General features: G+C 59.2%; 15 protein-coding genes and 1 pseudogene. 9 read left to right on the top strand and 7 right to left on the bottom strand.

Translation table 11 applies throughout. The features are described from left to right. Positions 1–163: 163 nt before the first annotated feature. The 6 genes from PPUTUW4_RS20860 to relA all read left to right on the top strand — a co-directional run bounded on the left by PPUTUW4_RS20860 (position 164) and on the right by relA (position 8,315). Positions 164–883 (top strand): response regulator transcription factor, encoded by a 720-nt coding sequence (locus PPUTUW4_RS20860; protein WP_015096448.1) that lies wholly within the window; start codon positions 164–166, stop codon positions 881–883. Next, entirely contained in the window at positions 873–2,231 is a 1,359-nt protein-coding gene (locus PPUTUW4_RS20855; RefSeq protein ID WP_041474939.1) for a sensor histidine kinase, read from the top strand. The genes PPUTUW4_RS20860 and PPUTUW4_RS20855 overlap by 11 nt, the downstream gene beginning before the upstream one ends. Positions 2,232–2,397: 166 nt before the next feature. Then, the gene (locus PPUTUW4_RS20850) at positions 2,398–2,919 is read left to right on the top strand and encodes a hypothetical protein (protein ID WP_015096446.1); all 522 of its coding nucleotides are present in this window, start codon (positions 2,398–2,400) and stop codon (positions 2,917–2,919) included. A gap of 775 nt (positions 2,920–3,694) precedes the next feature. Beyond that, positions 3,695–4,597, top strand: a complete 903-nt coding sequence (gene cysM / locus PPUTUW4_RS20845) for a cysteine synthase CysM (RefSeq protein ID WP_015096444.1) — start codon at positions 3,695–3,697, stop codon at positions 4,595–4,597. Next, on the top strand, positions 4,597–5,949 hold the full coding sequence (gene rlmD, locus PPUTUW4_RS20840; protein ID WP_015096443.1) for a 23S rRNA (uracil(1939)-C(5))-methyltransferase RlmD: 1,353 nt from the start codon (positions 4,597–4,599) through the stop codon (positions 5,947–5,949). Before cysM ends, rlmD begins: the two co-directional genes overlap by 1 nt. A 122-nt stretch (positions 5,950–6,071) precedes the next feature. Further along, on the top strand, positions 6,072–8,315 hold the full coding sequence (gene relA, locus PPUTUW4_RS20835; RefSeq protein WP_015096442.1) for a GTP diphosphokinase: 2,244 nt from the start codon (positions 6,072–6,074) through the stop codon (positions 8,313–8,315). Between the two features lie 13 nt (positions 8,316–8,328). On the opposite strand, the pseudogene PPUTUW4_RS30390 reads toward relA, so the two are convergent. After that, positions 8,329–8,409, bottom strand: a pseudogene (locus PPUTUW4_RS30390) (outer membrane lipoprotein carrier protein LolA); the annotation flags it as partial. 44 nt (positions 8,410–8,453) lie between these two features. On the opposite strand from PPUTUW4_RS30390, the gene mazG reads away from it, so the two are divergent. The 3 genes from mazG to PPUTUW4_RS20820 all read left to right on the top strand — a co-directional run bounded on the left by mazG (position 8,454) and on the right by PPUTUW4_RS20820 (position 10,993). Then, positions 8,454–9,287 carry a nucleoside triphosphate pyrophosphohydrolase gene (mazG, locus tag PPUTUW4_RS20830; protein WP_007988772.1) on the top strand — a complete coding sequence of 278 codons (834 nt, stop codon included), beginning with the start codon at positions 8,454–8,456 and terminating at the stop codon, positions 9,285–9,287. 28 nt (positions 9,288–9,315) lie between these two features. Next, positions 9,316–9,858: a DUF2058 domain-containing protein gene (locus PPUTUW4_RS20825; RefSeq protein WP_015096441.1), complete on the top strand. Its 543-nt coding sequence runs from the start codon at positions 9,316–9,318 to the stop codon at positions 9,856–9,858. 187 nt (positions 9,859–10,045) lie between these two features. Beyond that, positions 10,046–10,993, top strand: a complete 948-nt coding sequence (locus tag PPUTUW4_RS20820) for a hypothetical protein (protein ID WP_015096440.1) — start codon at positions 10,046–10,048, stop codon at positions 10,991–10,993. Positions 10,994–11,050: 57 nt separating this feature from the next. Here the strand turns inward: PPUTUW4_RS20820 and PPUTUW4_RS20815 are convergent, their stop codons facing one another. From PPUTUW4_RS20815 to PPUTUW4_RS20790, 6 genes are all read right to left on the bottom strand, one after another. Then, entirely contained in the window at positions 11,051–11,239 is a 189-nt protein-coding gene (locus PPUTUW4_RS20815) for a hypothetical protein (RefSeq protein ID WP_007974549.1), read from the bottom strand. 398 nt (positions 11,240–11,637) lie between these two features. Continuing rightward, entirely contained in the window at positions 11,638–12,858 is a 1,221-nt protein-coding gene (fabB, locus tag PPUTUW4_RS20810) for a beta-ketoacyl-ACP synthase I (protein ID WP_015096439.1), read from the bottom strand. An 11-nt stretch (positions 12,859–12,869) separates the two neighbouring features. After that, positions 12,870–13,385, bottom strand: a complete 516-nt coding sequence (gene fabA, locus PPUTUW4_RS20805; protein WP_015096438.1) for a 3-hydroxyacyl-[acyl-carrier-protein] dehydratase FabA — start codon at positions 13,383–13,385, stop codon at positions 12,870–12,872. 247 nt (positions 13,386–13,632) lie between these two features. Beyond that, positions 13,633–15,534, bottom strand: a complete 1,902-nt coding sequence (locus PPUTUW4_RS20800; RefSeq protein WP_015096437.1) for an ATP-binding protein — start codon at positions 15,532–15,534, stop codon at positions 13,633–13,635. Continuing rightward, positions 15,531–16,463, bottom strand: a complete 933-nt coding sequence (locus PPUTUW4_RS20795) for a hypothetical protein (RefSeq protein WP_015096436.1) — start codon at positions 16,461–16,463, stop codon at positions 15,531–15,533. The genes PPUTUW4_RS20800 and PPUTUW4_RS20795 overlap by 4 nt, the downstream gene beginning before the upstream one ends. Before the next feature lies 1 nt (position 16,464). Then, on the bottom strand, positions 16,465–18,588 hold the full coding sequence (locus PPUTUW4_RS20790; RefSeq protein ID WP_015096435.1) for a TonB-dependent receptor: 2,124 nt from the start codon (positions 18,586–18,588) through the stop codon (positions 16,465–16,467). Between the last annotated feature and the right edge of the window lie 75 nt (positions 18,589–18,663).

Below are 18,663 nucleotides of genomic sequence, written 5' to 3'. Positions count from 1 at the left end.
GCACTTGCGCAGTGTAGCGATTTGCTCGCGGGCAATCTTCGTAAAAAATGCTGCTGCCATTCGTCGGCCCGCGCAGGTCATTGGCGATACAGCCAAGCGGCGGGTTGCCCCTGGCGAGGCAATCTTGAATAATCACTCAACTGAGAATTATTTGCAGATAGTCATGACTCCCATCACTGCCGGCCTCCCCCGAATCCTGTCCATCGAAGACGACCTTGTGCTCGGTGCCTACGTTCATGAGCATCTGGACCGCAGCGGCTTCCAGGTGACCTGGTGCCAGAACGGCCAGGAAGGCCTGGACATGGCCCGGCGGCAACCTTTCGACGTGGTGCTGATGGATATTCTTCTGCCGGGCTTGGACGGTCTGGCGGTGCTGACCCAATTGCGCCAGAGCCATACCACCCCGGTGTTGCTGATGTCGGCCCTCGGTGCCGAGGCCGACCGCATCAGCGGCTTTCGCCTGGGGGCCGACGATTACCTGCCAAAGCCCTTCAGCATGGTGGAGTTGCGGGTGCGCATCGAAGCCATTCTGCGGCGGGTGGCCCTCGACCGCCGCCCGGTCCCCGCAGTGCCATCCCCTTCGATGGACAGCCTGCGTTTCGACGATGAAAGCTTCGAGGTGTTTTATGGCGAACAGGCCGGCGGGCTGACCCGCAGCGAGTACCGATTGCTGGAGACACTGCACCGCAACGCCGACGAAGTCTTGAGCAAAGCCTTCCTTTATCAGCAGGTGCTGCAGCGCGGTTACGCGGCCCATGACCGCAGCCTGGACATGCACATCAGCCAGATCCGCCGCAAGCTCAAGGCCATTGGCTACACCGAGCGCGAAGTGCGCACCGTCTGGGGCAAGGGTTACATCCTGAGCGCCACCGATGAAATGTAACTTGCCGGGCAGGCATTCGCTGTTCTGGAAACTGGCCTGTCTATTGGTGGCGTTCTGTCTGCTGATGATCTGGTTGAGTTGGTCCTGGGGCCGTTACATGGAACAGCGCAACCAGTTCCTCTCCGATGAGGCCCGCGGCACCCTGACGCGCTACGCTGCCGAGGCCGAGCAGGCATGGCAGCAGCGCCAGAGCGCCGGTGTCGATGACTGGCTGCAGAGCATGCATCAGCGGGAAAAAGGCTGGGTCGGTGTCATCGACGGTGATTTGCAGTCCTTGAGCAATCAGTCGTTGACGGACAAGGAAGTCGAACGCCTGACTTTTTTACGCGGCCTCGATTGGCCCATCCACAAGAAAGGCCGGCCGTGGATGCGCATACCGTTTCCCGGTGACTCGTCCGCCGGCAGCCTGGTGATCGAGTTGCCCGAACGCTTTCTGCCTGGGCAATACCGGGTGTTCTGGCGGGTGATCACCAACGGCGTGATTCCGGGGCTGTTCACTTTGCTGCTGTGCGTCGGGCTCTACCGTTTGCTGGTGGTGCCACTCAACCACTTGCGTGAGCAGGCCAATGCCTGGCGTGCCGATCAACTGAACGTACGGCTCTCGAGCCGGACCACCAAACGTTCGGATGAACTGGGTGAGCTGGGCAGGGCGTTCGATCACATGTCTGAACGCCTGCAAAGTACCGTGGCCTTGCAGCAGCAACTGCTGCGCGACCTGTCCCACGAATTGCGCACGCCCCTGAGCCGCTTGCGGGTGGCCAGTGAAAGTGAGCAGGGGCTGGAGCTATTGCGCGAACGCATCGGCCGGGAGGTCGATGGCATGCAGCGCCTGGTGGAAGACACGCTGCAGCTGGCCTGGCTGGACACCGAGCGCACCCGCTTGCCCGACGAAGCGATCCAGATCCAGGCGCTGTGGGAGATGCTCACGGAGAATGCCTGCTATGAAAGCGGTTGGCCTGATACCCGGCTGCAATGCACGGTGGATGAATCCTGCTGGGTGCGCGGTCATCTCAACACCCTGGCTCAAGCGCTGGAAAATATGCTGCGCAATGCCATTCGCCATTCACCCACTGACGGCATTGTCCGGCTGGCCGGGCGGCGCGATGGTGACTATTGGCATCTGTGGTTGGAGGATCAGGGTGGTGGCGTGGCTGAAGCCGATCTAGAGCGGATCTTCCTGCCATTTACCCGCCTCGATGGGGCGCGGCCGGGGGATGGCGGGTTTGGGTTGGGATTGAGTATTGCAAGGAATGCGGTGCGGCGTCAGGGCGGGAAACTTTGGGCGCAGAACACCGAGTGCGGATTACAGATGAATATACGGTTGTTGGCTAATAAATCGCCAGTTTAATGTGGTGAAAGCCGGATTGGGCTGCATTCATACAACTAGTTCGGATACGTCCTACGCAGCAAGTAATGCTTGGTGTATGAAAGTTCTGAAATGAGAAAAAGGGGCTCAAGCCTTCAATTTGACGGGCGATATCTACCTTGCAGATAAACATCAAGGAGGAGCGTCAATGAATGTCTCAATAAGAACACCCGTCCTGTCAATGCAAGCCGATGCCTATGCCATAAAAAACCCTTACGAAACAAAAAATGCTTACACAATAACCAATGCAATCGATGCTGCTGATGTATTGAGTTTGAAAAGCGAGTCTGCAATAGGCGCGCTGAAAGATATGATAAGGGGTTGCGATTTTACGTCGATCAGTACCAATGAGTTGGCAAGGGTTGGGTCAAAGCTTAGTGAGCTTGATCTGATAGATGAGCATGTGGCGTGTGCTTTTATATCGGGAGGTATGGCGTTTGATAAAAATGGTCACTCGACTGAAAGAGATGTTAAATATAACGCAATTGCCATGTTCAATCAGATGCTGGGTGATAACAAGGCCTATGCTCGCGCATGGCCTATGTATGCTCATCAGGACTCATTCAAGATCGTGACGAGGATGCTGCTGGGCGCAAACCAGGTGATAAACGCGCTCTCCTATTTTGCGAATTCAGATAGAAATGATCTGTCGCTCAGTATTCATACTTGACTAAGCCGGTGCCCGAAAAATTGCTGAAGGACACCGGCAGTCTATTGCTCGTCGAGCGTAGCGTGTGGTTCCAGAATATTGTCTTTCTACGTTAAGTTTGTTGGCGTGGCGCACTCTGTAAGTACCCAGGGGGCCAAGTACTGAAGCAGTATTGCCGGTGCCGCCGGCGACTTGGGTCCAAGTCGACCCAATTAATCGGTCAATGTATAGGTTGGGAGGTGAGCCGCTTCCTACTGCGGTAATCGTGGAGGAAATGTTTGCTTGTAGACAGCCATTCGTGCTGTTAATCGTAAAAGGGCCCTGTGCAATGACATCTGTATTAGCAGGTACGGAGCCGTTGTAGGTATTAAGAATGCTGGTACATGCTGCCGAAGCTTGAGTACTCGCCAGAATCAGGCTGGCGAGAGAAAGCGCAAAAAGTGTTTTCATCTCTATGCTCATTTGAAGTGGTCATCAATGTGATAGGTGGTGCGGAATTGCGTGAAGTGCACATTCCGCGTTACAAAAGACTATCCATGAAAACCATTGCCAACTAGTTCATGCATGCCGTCATGGGTTGCAGGAAATTTCTGATGGAGTGAGTTTTTCGTTCATATGGATCGAAGACTTCCGAGAGCCATTTAATGGGGGCAGCCCTCTGCTTGGTCCGGGCAGGACGCCGGATCAATAACCAGCCTTATTCCCATTAGCCATAAGCACCACACTTTGCGTGATATGGTCTGCGAACGTTTGCCGGTATGATAGGCGCCCCCGCAGTCTGGATTGCGAATACGCCATGACCTTGCAGTACCCAACCATCGCCGATTGCGTCGGCAACACTCCGCTGGTCCGTTTGCAGCGCCTGCCCGGCGCCACCAGCAATACCCTTTTGCTCAAGCTCGAAGGGAACAACCCGGCGGGTTCGGTCAAGGACCGTCCGGCGCTGTCGATGATCACCCGCGCCGAACTGCGCGGGCAGATCCACGCCGGCGATACGCTGATCGAAGCGACCTCGGGCAACACCGGGATCGCCCTGGCCATGGCCGCGGCGATCAAGGGTTACAAGATGATCCTGATCATGCCGGACAACTCCAGCGCCGAACGCAAGGCAGCCATGACCGCCTATGGCGCCGAACTGATCCTGGTCAGCCAGGAGCAGGGCATGGAAGGCGCCCGTGATCTCGCGCAGAAGATGGAAGCCGAAGGTCGCGGCAAGGTACTGGATCAGTTCGCCAACGGTGACAACCCCGAAGCGCACTACACCACCACCGGCCCGGAAATCTGGCGCCAGACCGAGGGCACCATCACCCATTTCGTCAGCTCCATGGGCACCACCGGGACCATCATGGGCGTGTCGCGCTACTTGAAAGAGCAGAACGACAACGTGCAAATCATCGGCCTGCAACCGATGGAAGGCTCGGCGATCCCGGGCATCCGCCGCTGGCCCCAGGAATACCTGCCGAAGATCTACCAGGCTGACCGCGTGGACCGCATCGTCGACATGGCCCAAAGCGAAGCCGAAGACGTGACCCGTCGGCTGGCCCGCGAAGAAGGCATTTTCTGTGGCGTGTCCTCGGGCGGTGCCGTGGCGGCAATGCTGCGCCTGTCCAAAGAAGTTGAAAACGCGGTGATCGTCGCGATCATTTGCGACCGTGGCGACCGTTACCTGTCGACCGGCATTTTCGACGCGCCCAACTGATGGCCAAGCATGAAAGAGGCCTGCGCTTCCAGCCCGCCGGTGGCAGCAAGGCCCCGCAAATCCCGACCGGTAAAAAGCAGCGCCTGACTATCGAGCGCCTGGCCAATGACGGTCGCGGCATCGCGTTTTTCGAAGGTCGCACCTGGTTCGTCATCGGTGCATTGGCCGGTGAGGAGATTGAAGCGCGTGTGCTCGGCGCCCACGGCAAAGTGGTCGAGGCGCGCACCGAGCGGGTGTTCAAGGCCAGTGAATCGCGCCGCCCGGCACCGTGCGCCCATGCCGGCCGTTGCGGCGGTTGCAGCGTGCAGCATTTGCCTCATAACGAACAACTCGCCCTGAAACAGCGCATGCTCGCCGAGCAGTTGTCGAAGGTCGCAGGCGTCGAACCCGAAGAGTGGGCGCCACCTTTGAGCGGTGCGGAATTCGCCTACCGGCGTCGCGCCCGCGTGGCGGTGCGCTGGGACATGAAGGCGAAAAAACTCGAAGTCGGTTTCCGTGCCGCCGGCAGCCAGGACATCATCGGCATCGATGATTGCCCGGTGCTGGTACAGCCCTTGCAGCCGATCATGACCCGCTTGCCGGAAATGTTGCGGCGCTTGAGCAAACCTCAGGCACTGGGGCACGTGGAGTTGTTCAGCGGCTCGACGCTGGCGGTTTTGCTGCGGCACATGGCACCGTTGTCTGAAGGTGACATGACCATCCTCAAGGATTTCTGCGCCTTCCATGAGGCCCAGTTGTGGCTGCATGGCGACGGTGAACCGCAACCGGTCGAGGCTGACCAGTCGTTGGGCTATCGTCTTGAACAGTGGGATCTGGAGCTGGCGTATCGGCCGGGAGACTTCATCCAGGTCAACGCTGGCGTCAACGAAGCGATGGTCGCCCAGGCGCTGGACTGGTTGAAGCCGACGGCGGATGAGCGCGTACTCGATCTGTTCTGCGGCCTGGGCAACTTTGCCTTGCCGCTGGCCAAGGCTGCTCGCGAAGTGGTGGCAGTGGAAGGTGTGCAGGTGATGGTCGACCGGGCGGCGGCGAATGCGGCTAGCAACAATCTGCATAACGCGAAGTTTTTTCAGGCCGATTTATCCCAGCCTTTGACGGGCGCAGAATGGGCCGCCGAAGGCTTTTGTGCGGTACTCTTGGACCCACCGCGTGACGGTGCTTTCGAGGTTGTGCGCAAGCTCAAGACCCTGGGCGCCGAGCGGTTGGTGTATGTGTCATGCAACCCGGCAACGCTGGCGCGCGACACGGTCGAATTGATCAAGCAGGGCTACCGGTTAAAACGTGCCGGGATTCTCGATATGTTTCCTCAAACGGCACATGTCGAGGCCATGGCGTTATTTGAAGCGAGCTAGGACGCTCGTCTGGTCCGACTGGCCCGCCCGTGCAGCCGCGCACCGAGCCCGACGTGGGCGCACAGGCAACGAAGGTCAGCGATTTGACGCATTGAATCTGCGTCGTAGGGAAGGTAAGCAAGATGGTACAGGTGAGAGCACACCAGCCGATCAACACTGACGGCAGTATCAATCTCGAGGCTTGGCTCGATCACGCGGTGAGTGTCGATCTGGCACTGGATCGCGAAGCCTTGAAGGAAGCCTGCGAGTACGCTCGCGAGGCCGAACAACAAGCCAATGCGGCACAGAATCTGTGGTCGGAAGGTAATTCGACTTTCCGTACCGGACTTGAGATCGCCGAGATCCTCGCCGATCTCAAACTCGACCAGGACTCTTTGGTCGCCGCGATCCTGTATCGAGGCGTACGCGAAGGCCAGATCAAGTTGCCGGCGGTCAGCCAGCGCTTCGGTCCGGTGGTGGCCAAACTCATCGATGGCGTGCTGCGCATGGCCGCGATCAGCGACAGCCTGAGCCCGCGAAAATCCCTGGTGCTGGGCACCCAGGGCCAGGTGGAAAACCTGCGCAAGATGCTGGTGGCCATGGTCGATGACGTTCGCGTCGCCCTGATCAAGCTGGCCGAACGTACGTGCGCCATCCGTGCGGTGAAAACCGCCGATGACGAAAAGCGCAACCGCGTGGCCCGTGAAGTCTTCGACATTTATGCGCCACTGGCCCACCGCCTGGGTATCGGCCACATCAAGTGGGAACTGGAAGACTTGTCCTTCCGTTACCTGGAGCCGGACCAGTACAAGCAGATCGCCAAGTTGCTCCATGAGCGGCGACTGGATCGCGAGCGCTTCATCAGCGACGTGATGAGCCAGCTGAAAAACGAATTGCAGGCCACCGGCGTCGATGCCGACATCAGCGGCCGGGCCAAACACATCTATTCGATCTGGCGCAAAATGCAGCGCAAAGGCCTGGAGTTCAGCCAGATCTACGACGTGCGTGCCGTTCGCGTGCTGGTGCCGGAAATGCGCGACTGCTACACCGCGCTCGGCATTGTCCACACCCTGTGGCGGCACATCCCGAAAGAGTTCGACGACTACATCGCCAACCCCAAGGAAAACGGCTATCGCTCGCTGCATACGGCGGTGATCGGGCCTGAGGGCAAGGTGCTGGAAGTGCAGATCCGCACCCACGCGATGCATGAGGAAGCCGAGCTCGGCGTGTGCGCGCACTGGCGCTACAAGGGCACCGACGTCAAGTCCGGTTCCAATCACTACGAAGAGAAAATCTCCTGGCTGCGTCAGGTGCTCGAATGGCATGAGGAGCTGGGCGACATCGGTGGCCTGGCCGAACAGCTGCGGGTCGATATCGAGCCCGACCGGGTCTATATCTTCACCCCGGACGGCCATGCCATCGACTTGCCCAAAGGCGCGACGCCGCTGGACTTCGCTTACCGCGTACACACCGAAATCGGCCACAACTGCCGTGGCGCCAAGATCAACGGGCGCATCGTGCCGCTCAACTACAGCCTGCAAACCGGTGAACAGGTCGAGATCATCACCAGCAAGCACGGCACCCCGAGCCGTGACTGGCTGAACCCGAACCTGGGCTACGTCACCACGTCGCGGGCACGGGCGAAGATCGTTCACTGGTTCAAGTTGCAGGCTCGCGACCAGAACGTCGCGGCCGGTAAAACCCTGCTTGAGCGTGAGCTCAATCGCCTCGGTCTGCCGGCGGTGGATTTCGACAAGCTGGCCGACAAGGCCAACATGAAAACCGCTGAAGACCTGTTCGCCGCCCTCGGTGCCGGCGACTTGCGTCTGGCGCAACTGGTCAACCTGGCGCAGCAACTGGTCGAGCCGGAGCGCGGCAACGAACAGCTGGAATTGATTCCGCGCAAAGCCACGGGCTACAAACCGGGCAAGCGCGGTGATATCCAGATCCAGGGCGTCGGCAACCTGATGACCCAGATGGCTGGCTGCTGCCAGCCATTACCGGGCGATGCCATCGTCGGCTACATCACCCAGGGTCGTGGCGTGAGCATTCACCGTCAGGACTGCGCTTCGGTGCTGCAGCTGGCCGGGCGCGAGCCCGAGCGGATAATCCAGGTCAGTTGGGGGCCGGTACCGGTGCTCACCTATCCGGTGGACATCGTCATCCGCGCCTACGACCGTTCCGGTTTGCTGCGTGATGTGTCGCAAGTGCTGCTCAACGAGCGGATCAACGTGCTGGCGGTCAACACCCGCTCGAACAAGGAGGACAACACCGCGCTGATGTCCCTGACCATCGAGATTCCGGGGCTGGATGCGTTGGGGCGGTTGCTGGGGCGGATTTCCCAGTTGCCGAACATCATCGAAACGCGGCGTAACCGTACGCCATAAAACGGGAGCGCTTTATTGTAGGAGCGAGCTCGCTCGCGAAGAACCGGAGGGCGACGCGTTGATTCAGAACGCCCGCGTCATCGTTAACGTCCATCGCGAGCAAGCTCGCTCCTACAGGGAGCGGGCAGAGATTGATCGATGTATTCACTTGAAGATTTGCTACACCTGATGAACCGCCTGCGCGACCCGCAGTACGGTTGCCCATGGGACATCAAGCAAACTTACGCCACCATCGTCCCGCACACCCTTGAGGAAGCCTACGAAGTCGCCGACGCGATCGAACGCGGTGACTTCGATCACTTGCAGGGCGAGTTGGGCGATCTGCTGTTCCAGGTGGTGTATTACAGCCAGTTGGCTCGCGAAGAAGGGCGCTTCGAGTTCGCCGGCGTAGTCGACAGCATCACCCGCAAACTGATCCGCCGTCATCCCCACGTGTTCCCCACCGGTGACCTGTATGCGCCTCTGGATGTTCCGCGCCTGAGTGAAGAGCAGGTCAAGCAGCGCTGGGAAGAGATCAAGGCCGAAGAACGTGCGGAGAAATCTTCGGCACCCGAACAGTTGTCGTTGCTCGATGACGTCCCCGCGGCATTGCCGGCGCTGTCCCGTTCGGCAAAATTGCAGAAACGCGCGGGGCAGGTCGGCTTTGACTGGCCGGACGCCTTGCCGGTGCTCGATAAAGTGCGTGAGGAGCTCGATGAAGTGCTCGAAGCCATGTCGGAAAACGATCCCGAAGCCGTTGCCGACGAGATCGGCGACCTGCTGTTTTCCGTGGTCAATCTGGCGCGGCATCTCAAGGTTGATCCGGAAACCGCACTGCGTGGTGCCAACGGCAAGTTTGAAAGACGCTTTCGTTTTATCGAACAGGCATTGCGCGATACCCGTCGTCCCATGGAAGATTGCACCCTCGAAGAGTTGGACGCCTTGTGGGGCGAAGCCAAACGTCAGGAAAAGAATTTGCCCAGCTGCGGTTGAGCCGTAGCCCAAGTGAGTAATAAGCACCATGAGCATTTCCCTTCGCGACCAGTTGCTCAAAGCAGGGCTGGTCAACCAGAAGCAGGCCAAGCAGGTCAGCAAAGACAAGCAGAAACAACAGCGCCTGGCCCACAAAGGCCAGATCGAGCTGGATGACTCCCAGCAGCGCGCGGCGCAGGAAGCCATGGCCGAGAAGGTCAAGCGCGATCAGGAACTCAACCGCCAGCAGCAGGAGAAAGCCGAAGCCAAGGCCCGTGCCGCGCAGGTCAAGCAACTGATCGAAGTCTCGCGCCTGCCGAAACTGACGACCGAGGATTACTACAATTTCGTCGACGACAAGAAGGTCAAGCGCATCTGCGTCAACACCCTGATGCGCAACAAGCTCAGCAGCGGATCGTTGGCCATCGTGCATCACGCTGGCGGCTACGAAGTGATTCCGCGCGAGGCGGCGCTGAAGATTCAGGAGCGCGATCCGCAGCGCATCGTGCAGCTCAATGTGCAGACTGAAGAGGTCATCGCCGAGGACGATCCGTACGCGGCCTATAAGATTCCTGATGACCTGATGTGGTAACAGATTCAATGCTCTAGCGGGCTTACATGTTTGCTAGTACTTTGCATGATTTATACATTGAGCCCGAAAGATTGTATCGATACGATCTTTCGGGTTTTCTTTTGCCAGGAAATAATGTCTTTTTATAAGGGTGTTTGTGTCTTGAGAAAGCAAATGGAATGAACTTTAGTGTCCAAGGATGGAATAAATGTTTGTCAGTATCGCTTCGTTACGCCAATCCACTTTCAAGTCGCAGCTTTCACAGGCGCGACCGCTCGGGCAATCCATTCACGATTATCTGGACGATGAACTTGTCGCTCGTGCCGAGCTTGTACGCCGAAAAATCAAGATCGCTGCAAAAGCTGCTCGCGAGGATCATGGCGAGACCGCTTGTGTTTTCTTTACCCTGCCTGAGTTCTTCTGGAACATTCCCTGGCGCGAGGTCCGCAATGAAGAGGAGCTCCATGAGCTGAACTCTGCCTATCTGGAGAAAGTGCCAGCGTGTATAGCTTTGTTGATGACCGAACTGCCAGTGGAACGCTATGGCAAGATTGTATTGCTGGCGGGAAGCTGTGCGACCCTCATCAAGGTTGGAGAAGGTGAGTCGAGTTATTACGATGTTATTAATTACTTGCTGGCGATCACCAATAAAGAATATGAAGGTGATATTCCTTTGATGTCGATGTGGCCAAAGCGCCATGTGTCAGGTATCGATTTTGGCAAGCACCTGGCTTCGGTAGGAGACTTTTGGCTATTCAAAATTTCCGAGGAAATCGAGATCAGGGTGAAGAAGCTCGGCAGCGTGTGGGCTGAGCACAGTTATTTCGGGGGTTATGAAGGGAAGTTCATCAATAGCCTCGTCAATGGCTGCCCTTTTGCAATCAACTTGTGCCTGGATTACGACAGTCTCAAAGAAGGCGAGCGCGACGTTCAGGTTGAGCTGATCGAGGCGAAAATCGATTTCCTGATCGCCTGCGGCATGAGTTTCGACTATGCCAAGCGTCATCCGTCTTCGCTGCAGTTTTCGATCCGCAATGACGGAATGGGCGATGGCGAGGTCGAGGTGGTCAGGCTTCAAGCGGGCTGGATTGTTGAAAGTGTCCCTTCGGTGCCGATCGAAGATGACCTTCATTTGACGCTGATCGAGGTTGTCTGATGTGGATGCAGCCTGCCCGGCAGTAAAGGGCAGGCTGCACCGTGGTCGAGTCTGTTTTCAACCGGTTGCGAGCTCGCGTTTGCGCTCGAGCATTTCCAGTTCGGCCCTGTAGTTTTGCGCGTCGGCCTCGGAATGGAACATACCGACCAGCAGGTCTTGTTGGTGCACGTCCCAGATCCGGATGCCGGCGGCTACACCCTCGTGGGATTTATGTGAATCGTCGCGTTCAGTTACTTTGACAGTCATCTGCTAGCTCCAATCTCTGTTATCTGCAGCAAGGCGTGTGCAGGTCTCTGTTATAGAGTTTGGTAGCTTGCTAAGTAAATAACCGAGTTTGGTAACGGTTTTTTGCAAAAACGGATACAGTCCTGCAGCCCGCTAAATGCGCGACATTCGGTCGCAGGCCATTGAGTTTCATGACAAAGGTTTCATGTTTGTGACGATGAAACTGCAGGCTGAATGCAAAACCTGTGGGAGCGGGCTTGCTCGCGAAAGCGATTTAACATTCAACATGGATGTCGGCTGACTCACCGCTTTCGCGAGCAAGCCCGCTCCCACAAGGATGTGGTGTTGCCCTGTTTTCAGACGAAAAAAACGCCCCGAACCAGTCGGGGCGTTTTTTTGTGCGGCTCAGCAGCGGGAAATTACTTGCCTTCCCAGCGCTTCAGTACCAGCGTGGCATTGGTGCCACCGAAACCGAAGCTGTTGCTCATCACGGTGTTGATGGTGGCGTTTTCGCGGGTCTTGGTCAGCACCGGCAGGTCGGCCACTTCAGGGTCCAGTTCGTCGATGTTGGCGGAGCCGGCAATGAAGTTGCCTTCCATCATCAGCATGCAGTAGATCGCTTCGTGAACGCCGGCGGCGCCCAGGGAGTGACCCGACAGGCTCTTGGTGGAGCTGATGGCCGGAGCCTTGTCGCCGAACACTTCACGCACGCCTTTCATTTCCGCGACGTCGCCGACCGGGGTCGAGGTGCCGTGGGTGTTCAGGTAGTCGATCGGGGTGTCGACGGTGGACAGCGCCTGCTGCATGCAGCGGATTGCGCCTTCGCCGCTCGGGGCGACCATGTCGTAGCCGTCGGAGGTCGCGCCGTAGCCGACGATTTCCGCGTAGATCTTCGCGCCGCGGGCCAGAGCATGTTCCAGCTCTTCGACCACGACCATGCCGCCACCGCCGGCGATGACGAAACCGTCACGGTCGGCGTCGTAGGCGCGGGAGGCCTGTTCCGGGGTGTCGTTGCGCTTGCTGGACAGGGCGCCCATGGCGTCGAACAGGAACGACTGGCTCCAGTGCTCTTCTTCACCGCCACCGGCAAAGACGATGTCCTGCTTGCCCATCTGGATCTGTTCCATGGCGGTACCGATGCAGTGAGCACTGGTGGCGCAGGCAGATGCGATGGAGTAGTTCAGGCCCTTGATCTTGAACGGAGTGGCCAGGCAAGCGGAAACGGTGCTGCTCATGGTCCGCGTGACGCGGTATGGGCCGACGCGCTTGACGCCTTTCTCGCGCAGGATGTCCAGCGCTTCCATCTGGTTCAGGGTCGATGCGCCACCGGAGCCGGCGATCAGGCCGGTACGCGGGTTGGAAACCTGCTCTTCGGTCAGGCCCGAGTCGGTGATGGCGTCTTTCATGGCCAGGTAGGCATAAGCTGCCGCATGGCCGACGAAGCGATAGATCTTGCGATCGATCAGTTCTTCAAGGTTGAGGTCGATGGAGCCGGAAACCTGGCTACGCAGACCCATTTCGGCATATTCCGGGTTGAACCGGATGCCAGGGCGGCTTGCACGCAGGTTAGCGGAGACGGTCTCTTTGTCATTGCCCAGGCAAGAAACGATGCCCAGACCAGTGATAACGACGCGGCGCATGCGGATAACCCTTAGAAGTTGTCAGTGGAGGTGAACACGCCGACCCGGAGGCCTTCGGCGGTGTAGATTTCGCGACCGTCGACAGTGACCGAACCGTCGGCGATAGCCAGGTTCAGCTTGCCTTTGAGGACGCGCTTGATATGAATGTTATAGGTGACTTTCCTGGCGGTCGGCAGGACCTGGCCGAAGAATTTCACTTCGCCCGAACCCAGCGCACGGCCACGGCCCGGCAGGCCTTGCCAGCCCAGGAAGAAGCCGACCAGTTGCCACATGGCGTCGAGGCCCAGGCAGCCCGGCATCACCGGATCGCCTTCGAAGTGGCAGGCGAAGAACCACAGGTCCGGATTGATATCCAGCTCGGCGACCAATTCACCTTTGCCGTACTTGCCACCTTCTTCGCTGATCAGGGTGATGCGATCAACCATCAGCATGTTCGGGGCGGGCAGTTGCGCGTTACCAGGGCCGAACAGCTCACCGCGACTGCAGCGCAGCAGGTCTTCCCGGGTAAAGGCGTTTTGTTTGGTCATGCGAGCTCCTCAATAGTCCCATGCGGCAGGTGGGGCAAATCTTCCCGGCCGATCGAAGCGTTCATGCCTCGAACCGGCAGCCTACTCATAGACTATTGCGTTGTGGTGAAAGTCACAGCACCAAGGACATGAATGTACACTTGTGCACTGAAATTATTATTCAAGCCCCTTTTCGGGCCTGTCGAGGTGCCTAAGACTGCCGCACTTTCGCCTTTCACGCCAGTCGCAGATGGTCGAAAGGCCTGTACTACTGCACCCACCGCTGCAGAATTTGTTGCAGATCAGTCCGTTTGAATGGCTTGGCCAGGTAATCGTTCATCCCTGCCGACAGACAGGCCTCTCGATCGCCCTGCAAGGCGTTGGCGGTCAGGGCGATGATCGGCAGGTCGGTGCACCCGGGTAACTGGCGAATTTGCCGGGTGGCTTCATAGCCATCGATGATCGGCAAGCGGCAGTCCATCAGGATCGCTTCGAAAATCAGGCTCTCGGCACTGCGTACCGCCTGCGCGCCGTCGGCGGCGACACTGACCTTGAAGCCGAGGCTGCGCAACATGGCTTCGATGACCGTCTGGTTGACCGGGTTGTCTTCGACCAGCAGCACATTGCGCCCTTCGCCGTCGCTGTTGCCGGTTTGCGCGCGGGGGAGCAACAGTGGCTGCGTCTGCTGGTGCAGGGCCAGGGGAATTTCCAGGGTGAACACCGAGCCGCGGCCTTCCTCGCTCTGCGCGCGCAAGGTGCCGCCCATGCGCTCGGCGAGGGTGCGGGCAATCGGCAGGCCCAGTCCGGTGCCGCCGTAGCGTCTTGAAATGGAGCTGTCGGCCTGCTGGAAAGCGTTGAACATCAATTCCAGGCTTTCGGCCGGGATGCCAATGCCGCTGTCGCGCACGGTGCAGGTGAACCACAGCAGTTCGTGATCCAGCGACTGCCATTGCGCCTCCAGGGTGACGCGGCCCTGCTCGGTGAACTTCAGCGCGTTGCCGACCAGGTTGACCAGTATCTGCCGGATACGCGTCGGGTCACCCTTGACCTGCAGGCCGCGCATGTCGTCGGGGATCATCAGTTGCAGGTCGAGACCGCGTTGCGCGGCGCTGTGCTGGAACGACTGGGCGCAACTGCCTATCAGGTCGGCGAGGTTGAAGGGGATGTGCTCCAGTTCCAGCTCCGAACGTTCGATCCGCGAGAAATCCAGGATGTCGTTGATGACCTTGAGCAAGTGCTCGGTGGACTCCGAGGCCAGCGCCGCGTACTCCACCTGCTCTTCGGTCATGTCGGTGGTTTCCAGCAACTGCAGCATGCCCAGAACGCCATTCATCGGCGTGCGCAGTTCATGGCTCATCATGGCGAGGAAGTCGGATTTGGCGTTGTTGGCTTTTTCCGCCTCTTCGCGGGTCTGGATCAACTGCGCCATGGCCTGGTGCTGTTCGCGGCTGGCCTGTTCGAGGCCGCTGGCGAGGTTGTTGATGTGTTGCGACAGTGCCCCCAGCTCAGTGTCATCGACAATCGGCAGCGGTGTTTTGTAATCGCCGGCCTGGATCGCCTTGACGGCATTGCCGATATCACGGATCGGTTGCGACAGGCTGCTCGCCAGGCGTCGGGCCACGAGGAAGGTAAATAGCAGGGCAAACAGCGCCAGAATGGCAGCCTTGAGCACGATTTCCTGCTGGCGCCGGCTGAACGCATCGTTGGACAGCCCGACGATCACCCGGCCGAGGTAGTCCTCGGTGGGGGCGGCAGTGGCGGTTTTGCTGCTCTGGAAAAAGTCATTGTGCAAAGCGATTCGCTGGAGCCGTATGGGTGCCTGGAACACTTCGAGCTGTTGCGCGCGATTGTGGTGTTCGTTCGGTTGTTCGACGTATACCAGAACCCGGTTGGCGCTGTCCTGGACTTCCAGAAAGCTCACGTTGGGCGTGGCCAGCGTCGCCTTGAGCAAGGTTTCAAGTACTTCGCTGTTGCCCGAAATCACCCCGTACTCGGCGGCGGGGGCCAGTTGGTTGGCAATCAACTGGCCGGTGTGGGAGATTTCCTGACGCAGATCCTGGATGCGCACGAAGGTGAAGAAGCTGATCAGCAACAAGGTCAGCAGCAGGGCAGGGCCGAGGCTGATGAGTTGGGTGCGGGTGTTGATGTCCCAGCGACGGCGCAGGTTCATGGGCGGCGTTCTCCTTCAGCCAGCAATGTGGCGACAGACGCTTCGTTTATCTCTTCGATACCCAGGGAGCGCGCCACCTGGGGATTGCTCGCGACCTTGAATCGATGGGGATAGTGCGAGCGCGGCCAGGTGGCCGGTGGCCGGTCGAGCAATTCGTCGAGGACCGCCAGCCAATCACTCTGGTCGCTGTAGGTGCTGGCCAGGCTCCCGGCCTTGACGAAACTCGCGTTGGGGCCGATCAGTGCCATTTGCCGCGAGTAGCTGCTCAGCAGCAGGTTCTTTGCGGTTTGCGGGTTGTACAGGTCGGCGTCGTCCAGTCCCAGCAACACGTCGCTGTTCTTGAGCAAGGACTGTAACGGGCGGCTGTCGTGAATGTTGTCCCAGCGTTGGGTGACCACCTCAAGGCCCAGGGGGAGGGCGGCCTGACGCAGCTCATCCAGCAGGAATTCACTGTGGTTGTCGTAGAGCACGCCGATGCGTTTGGCTTGGGGTAACAGGGTGCGGGTCAGGCGTAACTGGCGGTCCGGCGGTGGATCGCTCCACAGCAGGCAAAGGCGCGCCGGCAGCGAGCTGTTCAAGCGTTGCCGGGCTTGCAGGCGGCTGATGCGCAGCACCAGTGTCGCCGGGCCCTGGACGTCCTGCAGGCGCCAGTCGAGGCTGGGCAGGTCGAGGAGAATCAAGCGGATATTTTCCGGCAGTTGTTCCGGTACCGGCAAACTGGCCAGCGCCTGGAATCGCACGTTGTCGTTCGGTCGCAACTCGCTCAGGGCCTGGGTAAACGCCCGCACACCGGGGCTGTCTTCGGTCCCCGTGAGCAAAATCTCGGCCGCGTTGCTCGCCAGGCTGCCCAGCATGCCGGTGAACAACAGGCAAAGCATCGCCAGTAACCGGCCCAAGGTCGGTGTTCTCCAGGCCGGGCGATACGGCATCTTAAAGTTCCAGCTCAGCACTGAAGTACATCACATGGCGCTGGTCATAATGGTTATCGATGAAGGTGGTCGGCTGATTGTCCAGACGTTGCTGGAGCACCCCGGCCAGCTCCAGGCTGGCCTTGCCCAAGGCGATACGTTTGGCGATGCGCGCATCGACCCGTTCGAAGCGGTAACCATTGAGGGCGTCGTCGCCATAATAGAAAAGCGCACTGTTCCAGCCCTGGCCCCAATCGCGCAGCCATCCGGCCGAACCACTGTTGCTTGCAGTCTGCCTGGCATCCAGCGGATTGCTGGCGTCGGCATCGACGTAGGCAAAGGTCAGTCGCAGCCGATCGAAGCTGCCGACACGCCAGTCGAGCTGGGTTTCGGCTCCCGAAAAACGCTCCTTGTTGGCGTTGCTGGCGATGTACTGATTGTTGCGCAGCGGTTCACTGATCATGCCGGTGATTTCGTCGTGGAACAGCTTCACGTCGAGTGCCAGCCCCGCTTCGGGGAAGTAGCCGTTGTAGCCCAGCTCCCGGGAGCGCATGTGCTCTTGATCGAGGTCGCCGGGGCCACGGGTCTTGACGAAGTAACGGGCGCTGGACTGGCCAAAGGCACCGGGCCTGAGGTTGGTGACCTGATAACTCCAGTTGACGTTGTTCTCGAACATGTCCGGCGAACGGATGGCCTCGGAGTACACCGCACGCAAGCCGTGGCGCGGGTTGATCAGGTAGTTGACCGCCACGCGGGGTGTCAGTGAGCTGCCGATCAATCGGGCATCTTCGAACATGGCACCGCCTTGCAGCAGCCAGTGTTCGCTGGCACGCCACTCGATCTGGCCAAACACCCGCCAGGTTCTGTCATCGAGTGTGCCATTGAAGTAAGTCTCGGAATCCGCCCGGTCGTAACGATAGTTCATCCCGCTGACCAGTCGCAGGTTATCGGCAAGGCTCAGGGTGTCCTGCAGTTCAAGGTCGTAGCGCGTTTCCCGGGTGCTCTGGTCGATGTCACCGCAAACGGTCTGGTTCGCACCGTTGCGCCATTGATCGAGTACCTGGTTGGCCAGCGCCTGCTCGGCGGGTGTGCCAGCCGGGGCACCACGGTCGGTGAAGCGTGTGATATTGCGGGCCAGGCGTTCGGTGTAGTTCGGGTTCAGTTGCCAGAGCTCGGTCAGTTGCGGGCTGAACGAAATTTCTGCGTCGCAGGCGCGCCAGGTTTGCTGGCGATCCCAGTGTTGGGCCGAGCCCTGAATATAAAGGCTGTGATCGGGATTGATGTCCAGGTTCCAGCGCAATGACCCGGCGTAGTCCTTGGAGGTGACGTCGGAGTCGTTGCCGGCGCGGGTAATTCCCGGAAACACCGGCCGGTAGGTATAGGGCCGCTGGTTGGTGCCGTCCTTGGCATTCAATTGCCAATCAAGGCTTTGCCGTTCGTCGAGGCTCTGGCTGACGGCGAGGTTGAAGCGATCGAGGCGACGACTGTCATGGTAATCAGCGCCGGTTCGGTCGGTGTCGAAGCCGTCGTCTTGCTGACCGGACAGGGACAGGCGCATGTCACCATCCTCCCAGCCCAGGCCCTGGCTGGCGTAAAAGTCGTTGATGCCGCGTTGGCCCCGGGTGACCTTCATGCGCGTACCGTGACTGTCGGCCGGCCGCCGGGTAATGATGTTCACCACCGCCATCAGCGCGTTGGCACCGTAGCTGACGGTATTGGGTCCGCGAAAGACTTCGATGCGCTCGATGTCTTCCATGGCCACCGGAATGTCGCTCCAGTCGACGGTGGAAAGGCCGGCGCGATACACCGAGCGCCCGTCGATCAGCACTTGCATGCGTCGCGCTTCAGTTGCATTGGTGCCGTGGTAGTTCACCGCGGCCTGGTTGCCGCTGATGTTGCCGACCATCATCCCCGGCACCAGGCGCAGCAGTTCGCTGATGTCACGGGCACCGGTGGCGTGGATCAGGGCGCTGTCGATCACCGTCATGCTGCCCGGCACGGCAGCGGGCGACTGCTTCAAGCGCGTGGCGGTGAGCACTTGCGGCAGCGGTTCGCTGTCCAGGAACAGGTCGTCGGCCAGCACCGGCGAGCTGAAAATCAGCGCCAGTACCAGAGGCGAACGCGGTGAAGGAGCACCCGGAGACACAACACATCCCTGTCAGTGATTGATGGCGCGCATGTTAACCGAGCCGAATGACTTTTCCATTCACGATGTCTGCAT

This window comes from Pseudomonas sp. UW4 (assembly GCF_000316175.1).
GTDB classification, from domain to species: domain Bacteria; phylum Pseudomonadota; class Gammaproteobacteria; order Pseudomonadales; family Pseudomonadaceae; genus Aquipseudomonas; species Aquipseudomonas laurylsulfatiphila.
The sequence above is the reverse complement of the archived record's forward strand: the minus strand, read 5'-3'. Positions and strand labels throughout refer to the sequence as shown.